Origin of the sequence: Niallia oryzisoli, from assembly GCF_036670025.1 — a bacterium.
In the GTDB taxonomy this organism is placed as follows: Bacteria; Bacillota; Bacilli; order Bacillales; family Cytobacillaceae; genus Bacillus_BD; species Bacillus_BD oryzisoli.
This window is the reverse complement of sequence record NZ_CP137640.1, coordinates 1,819,486-1,839,432: the sequence shown is the minus strand read 5'-3', so window position 1 is coordinate 1,839,432 and position 19,947 is coordinate 1,819,486. Positions and strand designations below refer to the sequence as shown.

Genomic DNA, 19,947 nt, shown 5'->3' with positions numbered 1-19,947 from the left:
AAACCAAATAAATAAAAATCGGCATCCGTTTAGGTTGTATATTATAAAGTCAACAATTTTCAATGTAAAAAGCTTTCTTATACCTTAATCGTCTATTTGTACCATCCACTCGTCATTGTACACAAAATTTTCAATAGAATAAAGTTAAAGCTACTAATTTTGTCGATTTTTATATAATTTTGTCTAAATCAATACTTTATTTGACATACTTTCCAGAAACTCACTATATATGTATTCCTGTTCATTGTCATAGGAAAAGAGTGAGTATGATACTCACTCTTAGCTTTGTGGTTCCTCTTTATAATCACATTCCACACATTGCACTTGTACGCCCTTTTTGAGTTTCTTTTCTACTAAGAGCGATTCACATTTTGGACATTTTCGCGGTAACGGCTTATCCCAAGAAAGAAAATCACATTCAGGAAAACGATCACAGCCATAGAATATCCGTTTCTTTTTACTTTTTCTTTCAATAATATTTCCTTCATTACACTTTGGACATTTGACACCAATTTCTTTCACAATCGCCTTTGTATTACGGCAATCAGGAAAATTACTGCATGCCATAAATTTTCCGTAACGCCCCATTTTAAAAACCATCGGACTTCCGCATTGCTCGCAATCTTCACCGGCAGGCTCATCCTTTATTTCTACCTGCTCCATTTCTTTTTCAGCTATTTTAAGTTTTTTCTCAAACCCTTGATAAAACTCATCAATGATTTTCACCCAGTTTATTTGACCTTCTTCAATATTATCCAAATCCTGTTCCATTTTTGCCGTAAATTCAACATTAAGAATTTCTGGGAAAAATTCAAACATCAACTCCGTGACAATCTCTCCTAGCTCTGTTGGGACAAAGCGCTTGTTGTCAAGAGCGACATAACCCCTTTTTTGGATCGTATCCAATGTAGGTGCAAAGGTAGAGGGACGGCCAATCCCAAGTTCTTCAAGTGTTTTTACAAGCCTTGCTTCTGTATACCGTGGAGGCGGCTGTGTGAAATGCTGTTTTGGATCGATATCCTTCTTTAAAACCTCGTCCCCTTCATGTAAATCTGGAAGTAAACGGTCTTTTTTCTCTTCCGCATTATCGTCTGTACCTTCCACATACACCTTCATAAATCCAGAAAACTTTATTTTTGAACCTGTCGCTCTAAATATGACTGGACCATTTTTTAAATCAACACTCATCGTATCCATAACAGCAGCTGACATTTGACTTGCTACAAAACGTTCCCAAATTAATTTATAGAGTCTCAGCTGATCACGGGAAAGGAATTCTTTTAAACTGCTCGGTTCCCGTAATGTACTAGTCGGCCGGACTGCTTCGTGGGCATCCTGGGCGTTTGTGTTTTTCTTTTCCTTGCGCTGTTCTTCTTGTAAATAGTTCTTGCCATACGTGCTTTCGATATACTGTGCAGCTTCAGCTTTTGCTATATCGGATATACGAGTAGAATCCGTTCTCATATATGTAATAAGACCAATAGTTCCTTCACTGCCAATATCAATACCTTCATAAAGCTGCTGAGCAAGCATCATCGTCTTTCTTGCCCGGAAGTTTAATTTCCTTGCAGCTTCCTGCTGTAAGGATGAAGTGGTAAATGGAGCTGCCGGATTACGGCGGCGTTCTTTTTTTGTAACATTTTCCACTGTGAAGCGGTTGCCATTCATTTGCTTCAGTACTTCTTTAACGTCTGCTTCAGAAGACAAATCTACTTTTTTCTGATCAATTCCGTAAAACGACGCCTCAAAGCTTTCAGTACCCTTTAGAAACTCTCCATCGATTGTCCAATACTCTTCAGGGACAAAGGCTTTAATTTCTTTTTCCCTGTCAATAATCAAACGGACAGCAACTGATTGAACCCTGCCTGCACTTAAACCCTTTTTGACCTTTTTCCATAATAAAGGGCTGATATTATAACCGACCAGACGGTCAAGAATTCTTCGCGCCTGCTGGGCATCAACCAAATCCATATTAATCGGACGCGGATGCAAAAACGACTCTTTAATTGCATCCTTCGTTATTTCATTAAAAACAACTCGACAATCTGAGTTAACGTCCACATTTAGACTGTTCGCTAAATGCCAAGCAATGGCTTCGCCTTCGCGATCAGGGTCAGCTGCGAGATAAACTTTCTTTGCCTTTTTAGCGGCTGTTTTTAAATCTTTTAAAATGGGACCTTTCCCACGAATTGTAATATATTTCGGCTCAAACTGTTTGTCATAATCAATACCCATTTGACTTTTAGGTAAATCCCTAATATGACCCATAGAAGCTTTAACTTTATATTTTTTCCCTAAATACTTCTCAATCGTCTTCGCCTTTGCAGGTGATTCAACGATTACAAGAAACTCTGACATTCCTATATCCTCCTTAAGAGGGATAATATCCGCACTATTTCTATCTTTATAACTGTAAACTTAAAATATTCATTATTATTGTCCAAATTTATCACGTCTGTCAACAAAAGATATTTTATAATTGGCACTTTTCCTTCTTTTATATGACGAATCCCGAATGGAAAACGGTTTCAGATCATTAAAAATAAGTATTAAAAGTCTATTTCACTAAACTCAATTTATCATCCATCAACACGGATATTTTCCAACATGCTTTCATTATCTAATTCATATATTCTCTTCATTATAATACATTTTCGGAAATTCAGTAATGACATAACTTATGATGCAAAATGTATAACAGATTTAAAATAATTTCAACCTTTTTATTGAATATTTCACAAAAAGTTGGGGAAAGCTCAGCAAAACAGAGTTTTTTCTTCATTATATTAAGGCATGAACATATTATGACGTTTCAAATTTTTAATTCTTCTAAAATGTCCTTTGCCGTGATGACGAGTTTGGCACCTTGTTGGATCAGTTCATTTGTACCGACCGAATAGGGAGACAGAATATGTCCAGGAACAGCAAATACTTCCCTGCCCTCATGCAATGCATAATCTGCTGTAATGAGTGATCCACTTCTCTTTTTGGCCTCAATAATAAGCGTTCCATGGCTGATACCGGCAATAATGCGATTTCTCATCGGAAAGTGCCATTTTTGCGGTCTAGCGTGCGGAGGATATTCGGAGAGGACTAATTGTCTCAGCATCATTCCTTTTGCAAGATGTTCATTCTGCTCAGGATATATATGTCCAAACCCTCCGGCAATGATACCAATTGTTCTCCCGCCATAGCGAATGGCCGTTTTGTGGGCTTCTGCATCTATCCCAGCTGCGAGTCCGCTTACAATAACAGCCTGATGCTTTATCAGCTCTGGAAATAGCAGCTCAATCGACTTTATACCAAAGGCCGTTGCCTGTCGTGAACCAACAACTGCAAGCCGCTTTTTAGCTGATAAAAGACTCAGATCGCCTTTTGCATAAAGTACCCAAGGAGGTTTATAGGTTTCTTTTAACAGGAGAGGGTATTCATGATCAAATATCGTGACAATGCCAATATGATTTTGTTCATATTGGAGAATATTCTCCCTAATTCTCTGGGAATTTAAGTCTTCAAGAATGGAAGCTGCTGTTTTAAATGGGGAAAGAAAGCTGTGGAAATGGAGGTCATATAAGGAGCTTAACTGAGGATCTTTTTTAAGGATCGTGTAAATGATATCCCAGCTTGCACCCCTGCAAAGTGTGAGATGGACCAATTTTTGTTTAAAGTTCATAAAAATCCTCCTAATCTAAAAAATTATGTTGGGATAATTGGCAGTAAAACGGTTAGAATCGAAGGAACGGGAAAAAGCCCCTCAAAACCGAGGGACTTAACACTATCCACATTTTATTAATGTGTTTTACATTTTTCATAAAGACCTTTTTCTTTTAAAACTTCGATTAACGTTTCACCCATCACAGACGGTGTATCTGCCACTTTGATTCCGCATTCATTCATTACACGGATTTTCTCGTCTGCAGTACCTTTTCCTCCGGAAATAATCGCACCGGCATGTCCCATACGTTTTCCAGGAGGTGCTGTACGACCACCAATAAAGCCGACAACTGGTTTTTTCATATTTGCTTTTACCCACTCTGCTGCTTCTTCTTCAGCTGTTCCGCCGATTTCTCCAATCATGATAACGGCTTCTGTTTCAGGATCCTCATTAAAAGCTTTTAAAACATCGATGAAGTTTGTACCATTTACAGGATCGCCGCCAATGCCGACAGCTGTTGTTTGGCCGATACCAGCCTGTGTTAATTGATGAACTGCTTCATACGTTAATGTTCCAGAACGAGAAACGACACCAACATGGCCTTTTTTATGAATATATCCTGGCATAATACCAATTTTACATTCGTCAGCAGTAATCACACCCGGGCAGTTAGGACCGACTAAACGTGTCTTTTTGCCTTCCATGTAACGCTTAACTTTTACCATATCTAATACTGGAATATGTTCAGTAATACAAATAGCTAGATCAAGCTCAGCATCTACTGCTTCAATAATAGCATCAGCAGCAAAAGGGGCTGGAACATAAATAACAGATGCAGTAGCGCCTGTAGTTTCTACAGCGTCTTTAACTGTATTAAAAACTGGTACTCCTTCAACTTCTTGTCCGCCTTTACCAGGTGAAGTACCTCCAACAATTTTTGTACCATATTCAAGCATTTGTTTCGTATGAAAAAGGGCAGTTGAACCTGTAATCCCTTGAACAATTACTTTTGTATCTTTATTAATAAATACGCTCACGTTTATTCTCCTTTCTATTATTTCACTAGTGTAACGATTTTTTGTGCTCCGTCAGCCATTGACTCAGCAGGAACAATGTTTAGACCTGATTCGCGTAAAATTTGTTTACCAAGATCTACGTTAGTACCCTCTAAACGTACAACAAGTGGAACTTCAAGGCCTAATTGCTTCGCAGCTTCGACAACACCCGTTGCAATAACATCACACTTCATGATTCCGCCAAAGATATTGACAAAGATACCTTTAACATTTGGATCAGAAAGGATAATTTTGAATGCTTCTGTGACCTTTTCAGCTGTGGCACCGCCCCCAACATCAAGGAAGTTTGCCGGTTCTCCGCCATAGTGTTTAATAATATCCATTGTTGACATTGCAAGTCCAGCACCGTTAACCATACAACCGATGTTTCCATCAAGAGAGACATAGCTTAAGTCATATTTAGATGCTTCGATTTCTTTTGGATCTTCCTCTTCAAGGTCACGATATTCAAGAACATCTTTTTGTCTATATAATGCATTAGAATCAAAATTTAATTTTGCATCAAGCGCCATAACTTTACCATCACCTGTTACAACAAGCGGGTTGATTTCTGCAATTGAGCAGTCTTTATCAATATAAGCATTGTAAAGTCCAATCATAAACTTCACTGCTTGATTGATTAGATTATGCGGAATATTGATATTAAAAGCGATTCTGCGTGCTTGGTATGGCATCAATCCTAGTACCGGATCAATTTCTTCTTTAAAAATCTTCTCCGGTGTATTTGCTGCAACTTCTTCAATTTCTGTTCCGCCTTCTTCAGAGGCCATTAAGGTAACTCTTGAAGTTGCACGGTCTAAAACAAGACCAACATAATATTCCTTCTTAATGTCACAGCCTTCTTCGATAAGTAAGCGTTTAACTTCCTTACCTTCTGGACCTGTTTGGTGTGTTACAAGTGTTTTACCTAGAATTTCAGTTGCGTATGTACGAACCTCATCCAAATTTTTTGCGACTTTTACACCGCCAGCTTTTCCTCTTCCACCTGCGTGAATCTGCGCCTTTACGACACAAACTTCTGTTCCAAGTTGTTTTGCTGCCTCAACTGCTTCTTCGACAGTAAATGCAACTTTACCATTTGGAACTTCTACCCCATATTTTCTGAGGATTTCTTTCCCTTGGTACTCATGAATATTCATTTCCCATCCTCCTATTAAACTATTCGAGAGCATCTGCATTATGCAGAGTACTTTCATTTTCAATAGATTTACACTATTGAATAAAGTAAAAATATACTGCGCTTTCATACATTTTATATTAAGGAAATGTAACTTGTCTACAATAATGAATCAAAAATTTACTTTTTTTTAAATATTCTAATAACAGAGACTTTGTAACCGTTTGCATTTTACATTTATTATACTTATATAGCAAAATTTGTTATTTGATCTTTTGATATTTCTATCGTTATTGCCGATAACTTCAATTTTTTCTATGATTATTTATTCATTATGACTATTTTTTATTCATCAATCGATCAGTCCGATAAATAAAGGCAAATACCTCCGCAACCACCTGATAGAGTTCTTCGGGAATCTTCTCATTGATATTCAGCTTCCCTAATAATTCAACAAGAGAGGGGTCCTCTTGGATCGGAATTTGATGTTTTTTGGCCTCTACAAGAATTTCGTCAGCCGTCAGCCCCTTTCCTTTTGCGACAATAATTGGAGCGTCAGCTTGCTTTTCATCATAAGCAAGGGCAACAGCTGATTTTCTCTTTTCTATCCTATTCTTCATATACGAATATCCACTCCCGAATAATAACTATTAGAATGATAAACCGGCAAAGCGGTTTTATCCTGTTTTAATTTATACTCGGCCGGTTTTACGAAATGGACAAATGACAGTGTATAATTAAGTGCCTGTAAATTCTCCTTTAATATATCAATATAAGGTGCACTCATTTTTTTTAAATGGTCATGGTCATTCACAATCGTCAACGTAATAATTCGATTCTGCACTTGCAAATCAACCATCGTTTCTTGTAATTGTTCAAGATCCAAATAAAATAATATCCGGCAATAGGCAGGATCGATTTGGCCATTATCCAGTTTTCTTCCACTCCATTGCATGGTTAGGTCCACTGTTTTTTGCGGCAGTGGGAGCGGAATTTGGAGCGCAAATTGTTCAATCGGTACAGAATCCTGCGTAAGAAGTTGCAGGCCCGTGATTTTATGCAGAATCACTTCCGCTGTATCCCTTGCAGGCCCTGCCGGTTCTTCTCTAATATAATTCAACAATAGAGACTTTAACGTAGTCGAATCGAAGCGATCATCTGATAGAACCTGCAAAAATTCTATTACATCATGCTCGTACGTATAACCAATTCGTTGAACCAGTTCTTTGATATGGTTCACAAAAGAAGCAGGATTAAACAATAAATCATCCTTCACTTTTCCTAATTGTTTTTTTCCAGTCATATCCTCTTTTGGAATCATTACAGTGTTTTGCTCAGCTGCATTTGGAATGAACTCCTTTATGAAAGATGCTAATTGCTGACCGGTGTTTGATAATACCCCAGTATGCAATAGCCGGCCTAATGTTTCAAGATTTTCTGTCAGCGAGTGAGAGTCCATTGCAGATGCAACTGCCTGAAAGGTTGCCATTGTCATAGGCAGCTGTCTTTTAACCATCTGTTTGACTGCCTCTAAACCAGCCGCTGCAAATGGCGGCACTTTCAACCAAGCAGCTGCCTGCTCAATCATTTCTTTATGAACTGGAAGCTGTTCCTTTAGTAAGTAGCGAGTGATTTTCATATTTTCCGCATTAATAGGAATATGCAGACCCTTTAATAACGAGGAGAGGGATTCATCTCCAGTCTTCTCATGCTCAGAAGCTGAAACTAGTACCTTTAGTTTGACTTTTCCGACACCAGGCTGAACTTGGAACCAGTATCGCTGATTGGCTTCTAATGAAGCTTCCAATTGAGCGACAATCTTTTGCGATCCAACCTGCAGCGAGGCTATGCCATTAGGAAACAGCTTTATAATTTTCCCGTTCAATATCTGTCCTGGCTGAAAAGAAGCTGCTTTGATATCTGATACAGTTTTGTTATGATTCAGTCTCGCTAATAAATTGCTGATCCTATTCATGCTGTCACCCTCAAGATATGTATTCCTTTATTGGTGAAAAGCTTTTTCGATGTATGGGTGTAATTCCATAGGTTCGAATAGCTTCTAAATGTTCTTTTGTGCCATAGCCTGCGTGATTGGCAAAGCCGTAATTAGGGTATTCTTGGTCATAATCCTTTAATATACGGTCACGTGTTACCTTTGCCACAATAGATGCGGCTGCAATGGAAATACTTAGTCCATCACCTTTAATAATGGGCTCCTGCTGGTACGGTATATCAAGCTTTACGGCATCAATCAGAAGAAAATCAGGTTTTGGCTCAAGCTGTGAAATGGCCAGCGACATCGCCTTTTTGGTGGCTGCAAATATATTTAAACGATCAATTTCATCATTATCAATGATACCAAGTCCAACTGCTAGTGCTGCTTCTTTTATTTGCGTGTAAAACTGCTCGCGTTTTTGCTCATTTAGTTTTTTTGAGTCGTCAATGCCCGGCAGATAAAAGTCATGAGGCAGAATTACAGCAGATGCAACGACTGGCCCAGCAAGCGGTCCTCTGCCTACCTCATCGATTCCGGCGATCAATTGATAGCCTTCCTGCCGATATTTTCGTTCATATACAGTCATGTTGATAAACTTCTCATGCTGTAATTGACGCAGCTCACGCAAACGTTGCCATTTTTTTACAATCGCTTGAACACCTTTTCGCTCATCCTTCTGAAGTTGTCTAAAGAAATCATCCTTTTCATCCTTTATCGTACCCAGCTTTTGTTCGATCTCCTTAATTGTCAACTTCAACTAAATCTACCCCTAAAATCTTTTATTTTTTCATAATATATATCGGTAAAAAAGCAAAAAAATCAAGACTCATATCCACCCAATAGTCTTGATTTTTAGATTCGTATTCCTTAGTCTTCCGTGATCGTTATTTCAGGGCGTTCAAATGAAAGAGCACCCAATTTTTCCGTTCGAATCTCACGAATAATAAGCTCCGTCACTTTGTCGTAGTCAATCTCACCTTTTCCAAGTAAACAGCCTCGCTGTTTACCAATAATATCGAAAAATTCAACGATATCTTCGGGAAATTCTTCAATATGAAAACGTTCTTTAAATCGATTTGGATAATTTTTTTCTAGAAAGCGGATGGCATAGATCGCAACATCGTGGAGGTTTAAGATGGCATCTTTGATTGCCCCGGTTAATGCCAGTTTTAAACCAACCTCTTGATCTTCAAATTTTGGCCACAGGATTCCTGGTGTGTCCAATAGTTCAAGTTCTTTGCCAACTTTAATCCATTGCTGGGCTTTCGTTACACCTGGCGTATTTCCTGTTTTCGCAATATTTTTCTTTGCTAAGCGGTTAATTAACGTTGATTTTCCCACATTGGGAATCCCTACGATCATAGCTCTGATTGCCCGAGGCTTTACACCTTTAGCTTTCATTCTGTCAAACTTTTCCTTTAAAATTTCCTGTGCTGCAGAGACGATTTCCTTCATCCCTGATCCAGCCTGGGAGTTTATGGCTAACGCTTTTATCCCCTGCTTTTGAAAGTATTCCACCCATTCCTTTGTAATGGCTTTATCTGCCATATCAGCTTTATTCAATAGCACCAGCCTTGGCTTATGCTGAATAATTTCATCAATCATCGGATTGCGGGATGAAAGAGGAATCCGGGCATCTACCAATTCAAAAATGATATCTATGAGCTTTAACTTTTCTGTTACTTGTCTTCTGGCTTTGGCCATATGCCCGGGAAACCATTGAATTGTCAAATTACAAAACCTCCTGTTTACTTAATGACTCATTGAAACATGGTTGTTGATTTCCGTTCCAGGCACTTCGCGCGACCGCCGAGTGCACGACACTCTGTGTCTGCGGGGTCTCTTCTTTCTCGCTTCTCCCGCAGGGGTCTTCGTGCCTTCCACTACAATCAACCAGCTGGCCAAAGTCAATATTGCGCTTTAACACAGCTTACTTAATAAACCGTACGTCTTCTATAGGCCAATAAATGACACTTGTTTTTCCTAATACTTTTTCCATTGGAACGGTACCGATGTGACGGCTGTCCTTGCTGAAACGACGATTATCACCCATCACAAATAATTCTCCTTCTGGAACTGTTGCCTGGCCAATTTTTTCTTCTAATGTAAATGGCTCTGTTAATGGTCCATCAATCACTTGTTTTTTATATTCATCCAAATACGGTTCTTCATAGGCTTTTCCATTCACGTAAAGAGTGTCATCCTTATACTCAATGGTATCACCAGGAAGACCGATTACTCGTTTTATGTAATCTTTTTGTTCAGGTGCATGAAACACAATGATATCAAAACGCTTAGGCTCACCTATTTTATAACTAAATTTGCTGACAATCATTCTGTCCTGATCATGTAACGTCGGCATCATAGAAAGGCCATCTACGACGATTGGAGCAAATAAAAAATAACGGATAACTGCTGCTAATAATACGGCGATAACCAGTGCCTTAATCCATTCCCAAAGTTCATTTTTTTTCTTTGCCAACGAAATCCCCACCATTCTCGGGTATATTTTCATATCTTCTGTTATATTTTACAATACTTTTATGTAAAAATAAAAATAATGAGTCAGAATCAATAAAAAGGAGCCTGTTACCAAGCTCCTTTTTGATGTCGATTCTATTATCGAATTTCTTTAATACGAGCTTTTTTACCACGTAGATTACGTAGATAGTAAAGTTTCGCACGACGGACTTTACCGCGACGAATAACTTCAAGCTTCGCAATTTTTGGTGTGTGAACAGGGAATGTACGCTCAACGCCTACTCCGTAGGAAACTTTACGAACTGTGAAAGTTTCGCTGATTCCACCACCACGACGCTTAATCACAACACCTTCATATACCTGAATACGCTCACGAGTTCCTTCAACAACTTTTACGTGTACACGCACAGTGTCACCAGGACGGAATGTAGGAAGATCAGTACGAAGTTGTTCTTTTGTGATTTCTTCGATTAATTTATGCATCGTTTTCAACTCCTTCCAACAGATGCTCTTGCACAAAAAATATCATTTACTTAACTGCAGCGGAACATCGTTATAAGACTTCAACCCATTGGTCTAAGTCACAAAAGTTATAATAGCATATAATAGACATGAGTTCAATAGCTATTATATTTTCAGATAATAAAATTATCCTGCTTGCAGAGAATTACTTATCTTTTTGATTTGTTTCCTGTTCCTTCACGAATTCCTGCAGCCACTTTTTTTGCTGATCATCTAATAAATAGTCCTCCAGCAAATCAGGACGTCGTATAAATGTTCGCCTTAATGATTCCTTTGCACGCCATTCGTCAATTAAGCGGTGATTTCCAGAGAGAAGAACATCAGGGACTTTCATATCCCGGAAATCAGCAGGACGAGTGTAGTGTGGATGCTCCAAAAGACCCGTACTAAAGGAATCCTTCATATGTGACTGTTCATTTCCAAGTACATCAGGAAGAAGCCGTACAACACTGTCGATGATGACCATCGCCCCCAGCTCGCCGCCCGTTAACACAAAATCCCCAATGGAAATTTCATCTGTCACAACATGTTCGCGGATTCTTTCATCATAGCCTTCATAATGCCCGCAGATAAAAATTAAATGCTCAGACTGCGCTAATTCCTCCGCTTTCTTTTGATTATAGCGGGCCCCTTGTGGACACAGCAATATCACACGCGGATTCTCAGTTTCAGAACGAGCTGTTAAATCCTCTACTGCATCAAAAATCGGCTGCGGTTTTAACACCATTCCGGCTCCCCCGCCATATGGATAATCATCCACTGTATGATGCTTGTTATCAGCATAATCACGAAAATTGACAACCCGATAGGAAACAGCTTTAATATCCTCTGCCCGTTTTAAAATGGAATTATTAAGTACTCCTGGGAACATTTCAGGAAAAAGGGTTAGAACATCTATTTTCATCATGATAACAGCCCCTCTAGCGGGGAAATAATTATTCTTTTTGCATTCACATCAATTTCTTTCACAACATCCTCAATATATGGGATCAACTGTTCTTTTCCTTTGCCCTTCACTACCCAAACGTCATTTGCTCCAGGGGTGAGGATTTCCTTTACTTTACCAATTTCTTCGCCTTCATCCGTTATGACCGTGCAATCAATGATTTCATGGAAATAATATTCATCCTCATCAAGCTTTCTAAGCTGACTTTCTGGAACTTTTAGAAGACCATCTTTAAATTTTTCAATTTGATTAATATCGTCATAACCTTCAAAAGAAAGTAAATCAAAGTTTTTATGGTTACGGTGGGTTTTCACAATTAGTTCAACCGGTTCAGCCTCACCTTGTATAAATAAAAATAAAGAATTCCCTTTTTTATATCGCTCATCAGCAAAATCCGTTTTAGAAATCACACGTACTTCACCTTTGATTCCGTGCGTATTAACAATTTTTCCAACATTAAACCATTTCTCCATTTGAATCCTCACCTCTAACGTATTTCAATCACGATATCATCCTTAACAACGATTGTTCTTCTTTGTACCAGCTCGCTCCACCGGTCGCCCTCGTTGACCTCAACCAATGCCTGTACTTCCGATTCTTTTATTTCACTCCCAATAGGTAGCATATGTAATTGTTCTAATTGAAACTCAATAAGTTTAGCCTTTTCCAGCCTGCTTTGAATTTCTTTATCAAATTGAACTTTCAAACTGTGCTGCTGGAACTTTTTCGACTTTTCTAGTTTTTTTAGTTCAAAACGCAGTTGATCACATTCTTTTTGCAGCTGTTCAAGACTCGTATGATATTTCTTTTGCAGTTCGCCTTTACTTTTTTCTGTTAATACCTGCTTGACAACAACTGATTGTACAAGCTTCATTTAAGCGCCCCCTATCATACTATAAGTTATGGTACAAGAAAAGAAAAGCGAAGCTAAGCTGTTCTTAGTCTATTCATGATATGTACAAGGTGAATGTTAAACTATGTTAAAAAAGCGCAGGAGCCTAAAATGGCACTTGCGCTAATTTTGCTTACCGACGGTCTTAGCAGTATAAAAGCGAAAACCGTCATTGAAATTACTCTTTGATTTCTAAAAAAGCTTTTTTTTGCAGGTTCGTTGTTGCTGCCGCATATACTACTGTTCGTATCGCTTTGGCAACCCGGCCCTGCTTGCCGATCACTTTCCCCATATCTTGTTTGTTGACGGAAAGCTGATAGGTGATTCGATTATCCTCTTCAAGGACATTCACTTGAACATCATCCGGATAGTCAACAAGGGGTTTTACAATCGTTTCGATAAGATCCTTCATCATTCAGAAGAATTACTTAGCGTTTTTGATATTATGGAATTTCTCCATAATACCTTGTTGTGAGAATAGGTTACGAACTGTATCAGATGGTTTTGCACCGTTTTGTAACCATTTTAATGCAAGTTCTTCGTCAATGTTAACCTGCGCTGGTTGTGTTACCGGATTATAAGTTCCTACTGTTTCAATAGAACGTCCATCACGAGGAGAACGAGAATCTGCTACAACGATACGATAAAAAGGAGATTTTTTTGCTCCCATACGCTTTAAACGAATTTTTACTGCCATAATAATTTAGCACCTCCGAATAGTTTCACACAAGATAATATATTATCAATTGTTAAAAGCTTTGTAAAGTCTTTTTTCTTGTCAGTTAGTAAAAACTGTTTTCACAAGAAATTAAAACGGTTTAAACGGGAATTTGAAACCGCCTTTTTTCTTGCCTTTTTGCTGCATACCCGCCATTTGCTTCATCATTTTTTTCATATCCTCAAATTGCTTAAGCAATCGATTGACCTCTGGAACAGAAGTACCGCTTCCTTTTGCAATTCGTTTCCGCCGGCTAGCATTAATCATTTCAGGCTGAATTTTTTCCTGCTTTGTCATCGACTTAATAATTGCCTCCACATGGGCAATCTGTTTATCGTCAATTTGCAGATTATTTAAGCCTTTTATTTTGTTCGCTCCGGGCATCATCTTTAACAGCTCGTCAAGAGGCCCCATGTTGCGGACCTGGCCAAGCTGTTCGAGAAAATCATCAAACGTAAAAGAGGCTGTGCGCATCTTTTGTTCCAATTCCCTCGCTTTTTCCTCATCAACGTTTGCCTGCGCTTTTTCTATCAGCGTCAGTACATCACCCATGCCAAGAATTCGTGAGGCCATTCTTTCAGGATGGAACGGTTCAATTGCATCCATTTTTTCCCCAAGACCAACGAATTTGATCGGTGTGTTGGTAACAGAACGAATAGAGAGCGCTGCACCGCCGCGAGTATCACCATCAAGCTTTGTTAAGACTACACCTGTTAAGCCAAGCTGCTCATTAAAACTAGAAGCAACATTTACAGCATCCTGACCGGTCATAGCATCGACAACTAGAAAAATTTCATCCGGTTTCGTTAGCTCTTTTATTTGCTTGAGCTCATCCATTAATGCCTCATCAACGTGCAAACGGCCGGCAGTATCTATCAAAACATAATCATGATGATCCTCTTTTGCCTTTTGGATAGCCTGTTTGGCAATTTCGACAGGACTCACTTGGTCTCCCAGCGAGAAAACCGGCATACTTAATTGTTTTCCAAGCGTTTCAAGCTGCTTAATTGCGGCAGGACGGTAAATATCAGCGGCAACAAGCATTGGATTGCGGTTATATTTCTTACGAAGCAAGTTTGCAAGCTTCCCCGTTGTTGTTGTTTTACCGGCACCCTGCAGTCCGACCATCATAATGACAGTTGGCGGCCGATTTGCAACAGCAATTTTACTCTGTTCTCCACCCATTAGTTCTGTTAGTTCTTCCTTAACCACCTTAATGACTTGCTGTCCCGGTGTTAAGCTTTTCATTACTTCTTGACCGACAGAACGTTCGCTAACCTTTTTAACAAAATCCTTTACAACTTTGAAGTTAACATCGGCTTCTAAAAGAGCTAGGCGAACCTCACGCATCATTTCTTTAACGTCTGATTCCGTGACCTTGCCTTTACCACGTATTTTTTGAATCGTACTTTGCAGTCGGTCGGCTAGACCTTCAAATGCCATGTATGCCGCCTCCTAATCTAATTTCGCCATTCTCTCAACCATTTCAGACAATCTATCTCGAGACAATGTTTCTTCTTTCAGAGTATTTCTCATTTCCTCAATTAACTTTGTACGTTCTTGAAATTTGTTGAATAACAACAGTTTTTCCTCATATTCTTCAAGCATTGTTTCTGTCCGTTTGATATTATCATAAACAGCTTGACGGCTAACATTATATTCTTCCGCAATCTCACCCAAGGAAAAATCATCTAAATAGTAGAGAGCCATATAACTGCGCTGCTTCGGCGTTAACAACGATTGATAAAAGTCATATAAGTAATTCATTCTCGTTGTTTTCTCAAGCATCGCTATTCCCCCTATGTTAAGTGAAAAGCCTTTACAAAAGTAAGTCTACACACTTATGACCAAGATGTCAAGAAAATATCTTTACATACACGAAAAGCGCAAGTGCCTTGCTCCGTTCCATATAAATCTATCATTTATTCTGCTTTTTCAACTAAGTCAGCAAATAGACCATAAACATATTGTTCGGCATTAAAGGTTTGCAGGTCATCCATCTTTTCACCGAGTCCAACAAATTTTACAGGGATATCTAATTCATTACGTATCGCAAGGACAATTCCGCCTTTTGCAGTGCCGTCAAGTTTAGTTAAAACGATTCCTGTTACATCTGTTGCATCCTTAAACGTTTTTGCCTGGATCATCGCATTTTGACCTGTTGTAGCATCTAACACAAGTAATACTTCATGAGGAGCACCGGGAATTTCCCGTTCAATGACCCGCTTCACCTTTTCTAATTCCTTCATCAAATTGACTTTATTTTGCAGACGGCCTGCTGTATCACATAGCAGAATATCAGCATTTCGTGATTTTGCTGCCTGGATCGCATCATACATAACAGCAGCAGGATCTGAACCGGCAGCCTGCTTAATGACCTCGACGCCTACCCGTTCCCCCCAGACCTCTAATTGTTCAATGGCACCAGCTCTGAAGGTATCTCCGGCTGCCATTAAAACCTTCTTGCCTTCTGATTTAAATTGATGGCCTAACTTCCCAATTGTTGTTGTTTTACCGACACCATTTACACCAACAAACAAGATAACCGTTAAACCGCTCTCCTGAATATTTAATGAAGATGATGTGTTATCGCCTCTGTCATAAATGGCAACAAGCTTTTCGGAGATGACACTTTGTACTTCAGTTGGATCTTGAATATTTTTTCTTTGCACCTCCCGTTTTAACTCTTCAATAAGTGTCATCACAGTATCGAAGCCAACATCCGCTTGAATAAGAATTTCTTCCAGCTCTTCGAAGAAATCCTCATCCACCTTTCGATAGCGGGAAACGAGTTCATTTACGCGATCTGAAAAACTATTCCTTGTTTTTGATAAACCATCTTTAAATTTTTCCGTCACACTGTCCGTTTGTTTTGTAATTTTTTCTTTTAATTTTTTGAAAAAACTCATAGAATCACTTCCTTTGAGATTATTTTACAGCCGTTCCAAATCCAATGCATCTTTTCCTTAGTGGGCTGCATATTCATTGGTCTCTTCAAGTCGGACAGACACCAGCTTGGAAACACCTGATTCCTGCATCGTTACCCCATACAAAACATCCGCTTCTTCCATTGTTCCTTTGCGATGGGTAATGACGATAAATTGGGATTCTCTGCTGTATCGCTTTAAATATTGACTAAAACGATAGACGTTTGCTTCATCAAGTGCCGCTTCTACTTCATCTAAAATACAGAATGGCACCGGCCTGATTTTCAATATTGAGAATAACAGAGCAATTGCCGTTAATGCCCGTTCTCCTCCTGAAAGCAGACCTAAGTTTTGCAGCTTTTTACCGGGAGGCTGCGCCACAATTTCTACCCCTGTGTTTAATAAATCCTGAGGATCCGTTAACCGCAAATCCGCTCTGCCGCCGCCAAATAATTCCTTAAAGACTGATTCAAAATGAAAACGAATCCCTTCAAAGGTCTGTTGAAATCGTCTTTTCATTTCAACATCCATCTCATCGATGACTTGGAATAACGTATTCTTTGCCTCTTCGAGATCGTTTCTTTGCTCCAACAGAAACTCATAGCGTTCTGACACTCGTTCATATTCCTCGATTGCACCAAGATTCACTGTTCCCAGCTCCTCTAGTGCCAGTTTGATTAACTTTACTTTCGTACGAGCCTCATCAATTGAAAGTGTCAGCGGATAGGCTTCCTTTGCCCCTTCATAAGATAATAAGTATTCTTCTCTAAGATGCGCCAGTTTGTTTTCTAGTTCCACATCAAGCCGATTCAGTTGTACCTCTTCATCTTTCATTGACACAGTCAAGCCTCTATGCTGCCGCTTTAACTCTTTTATTTCGAGATCAAGATCTTCAAGTGTACTTTGCATTGTTAAACGTTCTTCCCGTCTTTCGGCAATCAGCTTAACCGTTTCATTTTTATCACGGAGTTTTTCAACTGCTGCCATCTCCAATTTATTTTCACCCGAAGAGCTCTCAGACATTTCCGAATCCAATAGCACAAGATCCTCCTGATAAAATTGAAGCTTTTTTTCACTGTCGTCAAGTTCAAATGTTACAGAAGAGAGCTTTTCCTTTGTATGGTTAACTTGTTCATTTTTTGCCGCAAAAGCAGCTTTTAATTCACTGATGTCTGAAAGCAATGTATCTTTAGATAAGTTTTGTGAATTTTTCTGCTCGCTTAATTGTTGAATCTCTTTTTCAAGCTTTTGTATGTCTGACTGCAGTTTTTCTAGTAACGCCTTAAGACTTGTCTTTCGTTCCGTGATTCTTTCTTTTTCGGTTATAAACTCTTTTTTATTGAGGTCGTAGATTGAAAGACGTTCATTCATGTTCTTTTCCTGCAGCTCAGCTTCCCTTAATTCACCTTTAATGGCTTGCTCTTTCAGCCTTAACGCTTCACCATTTTTTCGCATGAAGTCAAGCTCTTGCTCCTTGGTGGCTACTTCATTCTTTAACGCTTTTATTTTCGCTTCCAAATTAGTCGTTTTGCTCTCCATATCAGCTAATTTATCCTTTAACTCATCAAGCTCGCTTTTCCGCGACAATAAAGAAGATGAATTTTGCTTAACAGCTCCACCTGTCATGGAGCCGCCAGCATTAACAAGATCACCATCGAGTGTGACAAATCGACAGCGGAAGCCTAAGAGCCTTGCCATCTCATTGGCACCTTTTAAATCCTTCGTAATGACAACCATTCCTAAAAGATTTTTCATTACCTCATCATACACTGAATCATAGCTTATGACATTAGATGCAACCCCAACAAAATCTGGATGGTTAGCAATTAATTGCAATTGATTACTGGCTAACGATTTTCCTTTTATAACACTGAGAGGCAGGAAAGTTGCCCGTCCAAAACGATTGTTCTTTAAATATTGAATCGCTTGTCGTCCATCCTGCTCATTTCGGACAACAATATGCTGCATGCTGGCACCTAAAGCTGTTTCAATGGCGACTTCATACTCTTTAGGCACTGAGATTAATTCAGCAATGGCACCTTCGATTCCTTGTAATTTACTTTCCCTTGCTTTTAAGACCTCTTTAACCCCTTGAAAAAAACCGGCAAAGCCTTCTTCCATTTCTTCAAGCATCTCTTTTCGTGATTTTGTTTGCTGCAAATACTGATAAGCTTGATAAAGGGTTTTTTCGTTTTTTTCATAGGTGTTTTTTATCGATTCATACTTTTTCTGTTCATCACGATAATGATGGACTTGAGCTTCTAATTCTTGTTGAACAGTGCTGAGTAAAGTTTTGATTTCAACGATCTTCTGCTGCAGTTCTGATCGTTCGGCAATATATTTCGCATTATTGCCTTCCTGTCTGTTATTTCGTTCGCTTAACTGCTGTAATTGCTGTTCAATAAAATGGATTTCATTTTTCGCCGCAGCCTGTTCATTTAAAACCTCAATGTATTCACTTTTTCGATCATCTATCGTTTGCTCAATATTTTCATTAAGCAGGTTCATCTGCCCTTGCTTTTCTTTTAACTGACTCTTTATGGCAGCTGCTTCTTTTTCCAGGCGAAGGGACTGCTCCACAAGCTTTTCTTTTTGCGCGATTAATCCTGCCACTTTTTCCGTCAATTCTTTAACATTATTTTCTAGCTGCACCTTGTTTTGAGCAGCATTTTTCTTTCTTTCTTTTAATACTTCTTTACGGCCTTCCAGCTTTTCCAGTTCTTCACTTGCATGCAAAAGGACGTTTTGCAGGTCGAGTATCGACTCATCTAATGCGGTCATATGATCTCTTACTTCTTCAAGCTTTGCTTCTTTGCTCTGCAAATGTGTGGACAGCTTTATTTCGTTTTGCTTATGCTTTTCTACCTTCTCAGACATCGTTGTCCATTTCGTATGCAGCTCTTCAATTTCAAACACCGTTACGGCAACTTCAACTTTTTCCAGCGCTTCTTTTTGCTCTAAATAATCCTTTGCCATTGAGCTTTGGATCTTAAGTGGTTCGATCTGGCTTTCTAACTCGAAAAGAATATCATTCACCCGATGTAAATTTTCTTCGGTTTCATTTAGTTTTCCTTCAGCCTTCTTTTTTCGTGTCTTATATTTCAATACACCGGCTGCTTCTTCAAAAATGGTCCGCCGCTCCTCTGCTTTACTGTTGAGAATCTCCTCTACTTTCCCTTGGCTGATAATCGAAAATGCTTCCCTGCCCAGCCCGGAGTCCATAAAAAGATCAATAATATCCTTTAAGCGGCATGCATGTTTATTAATGAAGAATTCGCTATCACCAGAACGAAATACGCGCCTTGTGACGCTAACTTCGTTATAATCGACAGGCAGAAACTGATCTTCGTTGTCTAATGTTAATGTGACTTCTGCAAAGTTAAGAGGTTTTCGCGAATCGCTTCCGGCAAAAATAATATCTTCCATTTTTGCCCCTCGAAGTGATTTAGCGGATTGTTCCCCTAAAACCCAGCGAATAGCATCGGTAATATTGCTCTTTCCACTTCCATTAGGACCGACAACAGCAGTGACGCCTTGAACAAAATCCACTGCTATTCGCTCAGCAAACGATTTAAAGCCCACAATATCCAATCGTTTTAGAAACACTGTCTTTCCTC

Annotated in this window: 19 protein-coding genes; all 19 read right to left on the bottom strand. The window is 39.1% G+C overall.

The window, feature by feature from the left end; all coding sequences use genetic code 11:
- Positions 1-279: 279 nt before the first annotated feature.
- Positions 280-2,358: a type I DNA topoisomerase gene (gene topA / locus R4Z09_RS09270; protein WP_338452038.1), complete on the bottom strand. Its 2,079-nt coding sequence runs from the start codon at positions 2,356-2,358 to the stop codon at positions 280-282.
- Positions 2,359-2,812: 454 nt separating this feature from the next.
- Positions 2,813-3,673, bottom strand: a complete 861-nt coding sequence (gene dprA / locus R4Z09_RS09265; protein ID WP_338452037.1) for a DNA-processing protein DprA — start codon at positions 3,671-3,673, stop codon at positions 2,813-2,815.
- A gap of 116 nt (positions 3,674-3,789) precedes the next feature.
- Positions 3,790-4,692: a succinate--CoA ligase subunit alpha gene (gene sucD, locus R4Z09_RS09260; protein WP_338452036.1), complete on the bottom strand. Its 903-nt coding sequence runs from the start codon at positions 4,690-4,692 to the stop codon at positions 3,790-3,792.
- Between the two features lie 17 nt (positions 4,693-4,709).
- Complete coding sequence (gene sucC / locus R4Z09_RS09255; protein ID WP_338452035.1) at positions 4,710-5,870, bottom strand: ADP-forming succinate--CoA ligase subunit beta; 1,161 nt, start codon at positions 5,868-5,870, stop codon at positions 4,710-4,712.
- A 316-nt stretch (positions 5,871-6,186) separates the two neighbouring features.
- Complete coding sequence (locus R4Z09_RS09250; protein ID WP_338452034.1) at positions 6,187-6,468, bottom strand: EscU/YscU/HrcU family type III secretion system export apparatus switch protein; 282 nt, start codon at positions 6,466-6,468, stop codon at positions 6,187-6,189.
- Positions 6,465-7,823 (bottom strand): hypothetical protein, encoded by a 1,359-nt coding sequence (locus R4Z09_RS09245; protein ID WP_338452033.1) that lies wholly within the window; start codon positions 7,821-7,823, stop codon positions 6,465-6,467. The genes R4Z09_RS09250 and R4Z09_RS09245 overlap by 4 nt, the downstream gene beginning before the upstream one ends.
- 10 nt (positions 7,824-7,833) lie before the next feature.
- Positions 7,834-8,601, bottom strand: a complete 768-nt coding sequence (locus R4Z09_RS09240) for a ribonuclease HII (RefSeq protein ID WP_338452032.1) — start codon at positions 8,599-8,601, stop codon at positions 7,834-7,836.
- A 110-nt stretch (positions 8,602-8,711) separates the two neighbouring features.
- Entirely contained in the window at positions 8,712-9,575 is an 864-nt protein-coding gene (gene ylqF / locus R4Z09_RS09235) for a ribosome biogenesis GTPase YlqF (protein ID WP_338452031.1), read from the bottom strand.
- 199 nt (positions 9,576-9,774) lie between these two features.
- Positions 9,775-10,326, bottom strand: a complete 552-nt coding sequence (gene lepB, locus R4Z09_RS09230) for a signal peptidase I (protein ID WP_338452030.1) — start codon at positions 10,324-10,326, stop codon at positions 9,775-9,777.
- A 137-nt stretch (positions 10,327-10,463) separates the two neighbouring features.
- Positions 10,464-10,808: a 50S ribosomal protein L19 gene (rplS, locus tag R4Z09_RS09225; protein WP_338452029.1), complete on the bottom strand. Its 345-nt coding sequence runs from the start codon at positions 10,806-10,808 to the stop codon at positions 10,464-10,466.
- Positions 10,809-10,992: 184 nt separating this feature from the next.
- Positions 10,993-11,751 carry a tRNA (guanosine(37)-N1)-methyltransferase TrmD gene (gene trmD / locus R4Z09_RS09220; protein ID WP_338453235.1) on the bottom strand — a complete coding sequence of 253 codons (759 nt, stop codon included), beginning with the start codon at positions 11,749-11,751 and terminating at the stop codon, positions 10,993-10,995.
- The gene (gene rimM, locus R4Z09_RS09215) at positions 11,751-12,266 is read right to left on the bottom strand and encodes a ribosome maturation factor RimM (protein ID WP_338452028.1); all 516 of its coding nucleotides are present in this window, start codon (positions 12,264-12,266) and stop codon (positions 11,751-11,753) included. The genes trmD and rimM overlap by 1 nt, the downstream gene beginning before the upstream one ends.
- Before the next feature lie 14 nt (positions 12,267-12,280).
- Positions 12,281-12,667 carry a YlqD family protein gene (locus tag R4Z09_RS09210; RefSeq protein ID WP_338452027.1) on the bottom strand — a complete coding sequence of 129 codons (387 nt, stop codon included), beginning with the start codon at positions 12,665-12,667 and terminating at the stop codon, positions 12,281-12,283.
- 196 nt (positions 12,668-12,863) lie between these two features.
- The gene (locus R4Z09_RS09205; RefSeq protein ID WP_338453234.1) at positions 12,864-13,097 is read right to left on the bottom strand and encodes a KH domain-containing protein; all 234 of its coding nucleotides are present in this window, start codon (positions 13,095-13,097) and stop codon (positions 12,864-12,866) included.
- Positions 13,098-13,109: 12 nt separating this feature from the next.
- Positions 13,110-13,382: a 30S ribosomal protein S16 gene (rpsP, locus tag R4Z09_RS09200; protein ID WP_338452026.1), complete on the bottom strand. Its 273-nt coding sequence runs from the start codon at positions 13,380-13,382 to the stop codon at positions 13,110-13,112.
- 111 nt (positions 13,383-13,493) lie between these two features.
- Entirely contained in the window at positions 13,494-14,846 is a 1,353-nt protein-coding gene (gene ffh, locus R4Z09_RS09195; protein ID WP_338452025.1) for a signal recognition particle protein, read from the bottom strand.
- Between the two features lie 12 nt (positions 14,847-14,858).
- Complete coding sequence (locus R4Z09_RS09190; protein ID WP_338452024.1) at positions 14,859-15,191, bottom strand: putative DNA-binding protein; 333 nt, start codon at positions 15,189-15,191, stop codon at positions 14,859-14,861.
- 134 nt (positions 15,192-15,325) lie between these two features.
- Positions 15,326-16,312, bottom strand: a complete 987-nt coding sequence (gene ftsY, locus R4Z09_RS09185) for a signal recognition particle-docking protein FtsY (protein ID WP_338452023.1) — start codon at positions 16,310-16,312, stop codon at positions 15,326-15,328.
- Between the two features lie 57 nt (positions 16,313-16,369).
- Entirely contained in the window at positions 16,370-19,936 is a 3,567-nt protein-coding gene (smc, locus tag R4Z09_RS09180) for a chromosome segregation protein SMC (protein WP_338452022.1), read from the bottom strand.
- Between the last annotated feature and the right edge of the window lie 11 nt (positions 19,937-19,947).

Excerpts from the sequence above, each read along its gene's own strand:
- topA (WP_338452038.1), bottom strand. The coding sequence starts at position 2,358 with ATGTCAGAGTTTCTTGTAATCGTTGAATCACCTGCAAAGGCGAAGACG.
- dprA (WP_338452037.1), bottom strand. The coding sequence starts at position 3,673 with ATGAACTTTAAACAAAAATTGGTCCATCTCACACTTTGCAGGGGTGCA.
- sucC (WP_338452035.1), bottom strand. The coding sequence starts at position 5,870 with ATGAATATTCATGAGTACCAAGGGAAAGAAATCCTCAGAAAATATGGG.
- R4Z09_RS09250 (WP_338452034.1), bottom strand. The coding sequence starts at position 6,468 with ATGAAGAATAGGATAGAAAAGAGAAAATCAGCTGTTGCCCTTGCTTAT.
- R4Z09_RS09245 (WP_338452033.1), bottom strand. The coding sequence starts at position 7,823 with ATGAATAGGATCAGCAATTTATTAGCGAGACTGAATCATAACAAAACT.
- rplS (WP_338452029.1), bottom strand. The coding sequence starts at position 10,808 with ATGCATAAATTAATCGAAGAAATCACAAAAGAACAACTTCGTACTGAT.
- trmD (WP_338453235.1), bottom strand. The coding sequence starts at position 11,751 with ATGAAAATAGATGTTCTAACCCTTTTTCCTGAAATGTTCCCAGGAGTA.
- rimM (WP_338452028.1), bottom strand. The coding sequence starts at position 12,266 with ATGGAGAAATGGTTTAATGTTGGAAAAATTGTTAATACGCACGGAATC.
- R4Z09_RS09210 (WP_338452027.1), bottom strand. The coding sequence starts at position 12,667 with ATGAAGCTTGTACAATCAGTTGTTGTCAAGCAGGTATTAACAGAAAAA.
- R4Z09_RS09205 (WP_338453234.1), bottom strand. The coding sequence starts at position 13,097 with ATGAAGGATCTTATCGAAACGATTGTAAAACCCCTTGTTGACTATCCG.
- rpsP (WP_338452026.1), bottom strand. The coding sequence starts at position 13,382 with ATGGCAGTAAAAATTCGTTTAAAGCGTATGGGAGCAAAAAAATCTCCT.
- ffh (WP_338452025.1), bottom strand. The coding sequence starts at position 14,846 with ATGGCATTTGAAGGTCTAGCCGACCGACTGCAAAGTACGATTCAAAAA.
- R4Z09_RS09190 (WP_338452024.1), bottom strand. The coding sequence starts at position 15,191 with ATGCTTGAGAAAACAACGAGAATGAATTACTTATATGACTTTTATCAA.
- ftsY (WP_338452023.1), bottom strand. The coding sequence starts at position 16,312 with ATGAGTTTTTTCAAAAAATTAAAAGAAAAAATTACAAAACAAACGGAC.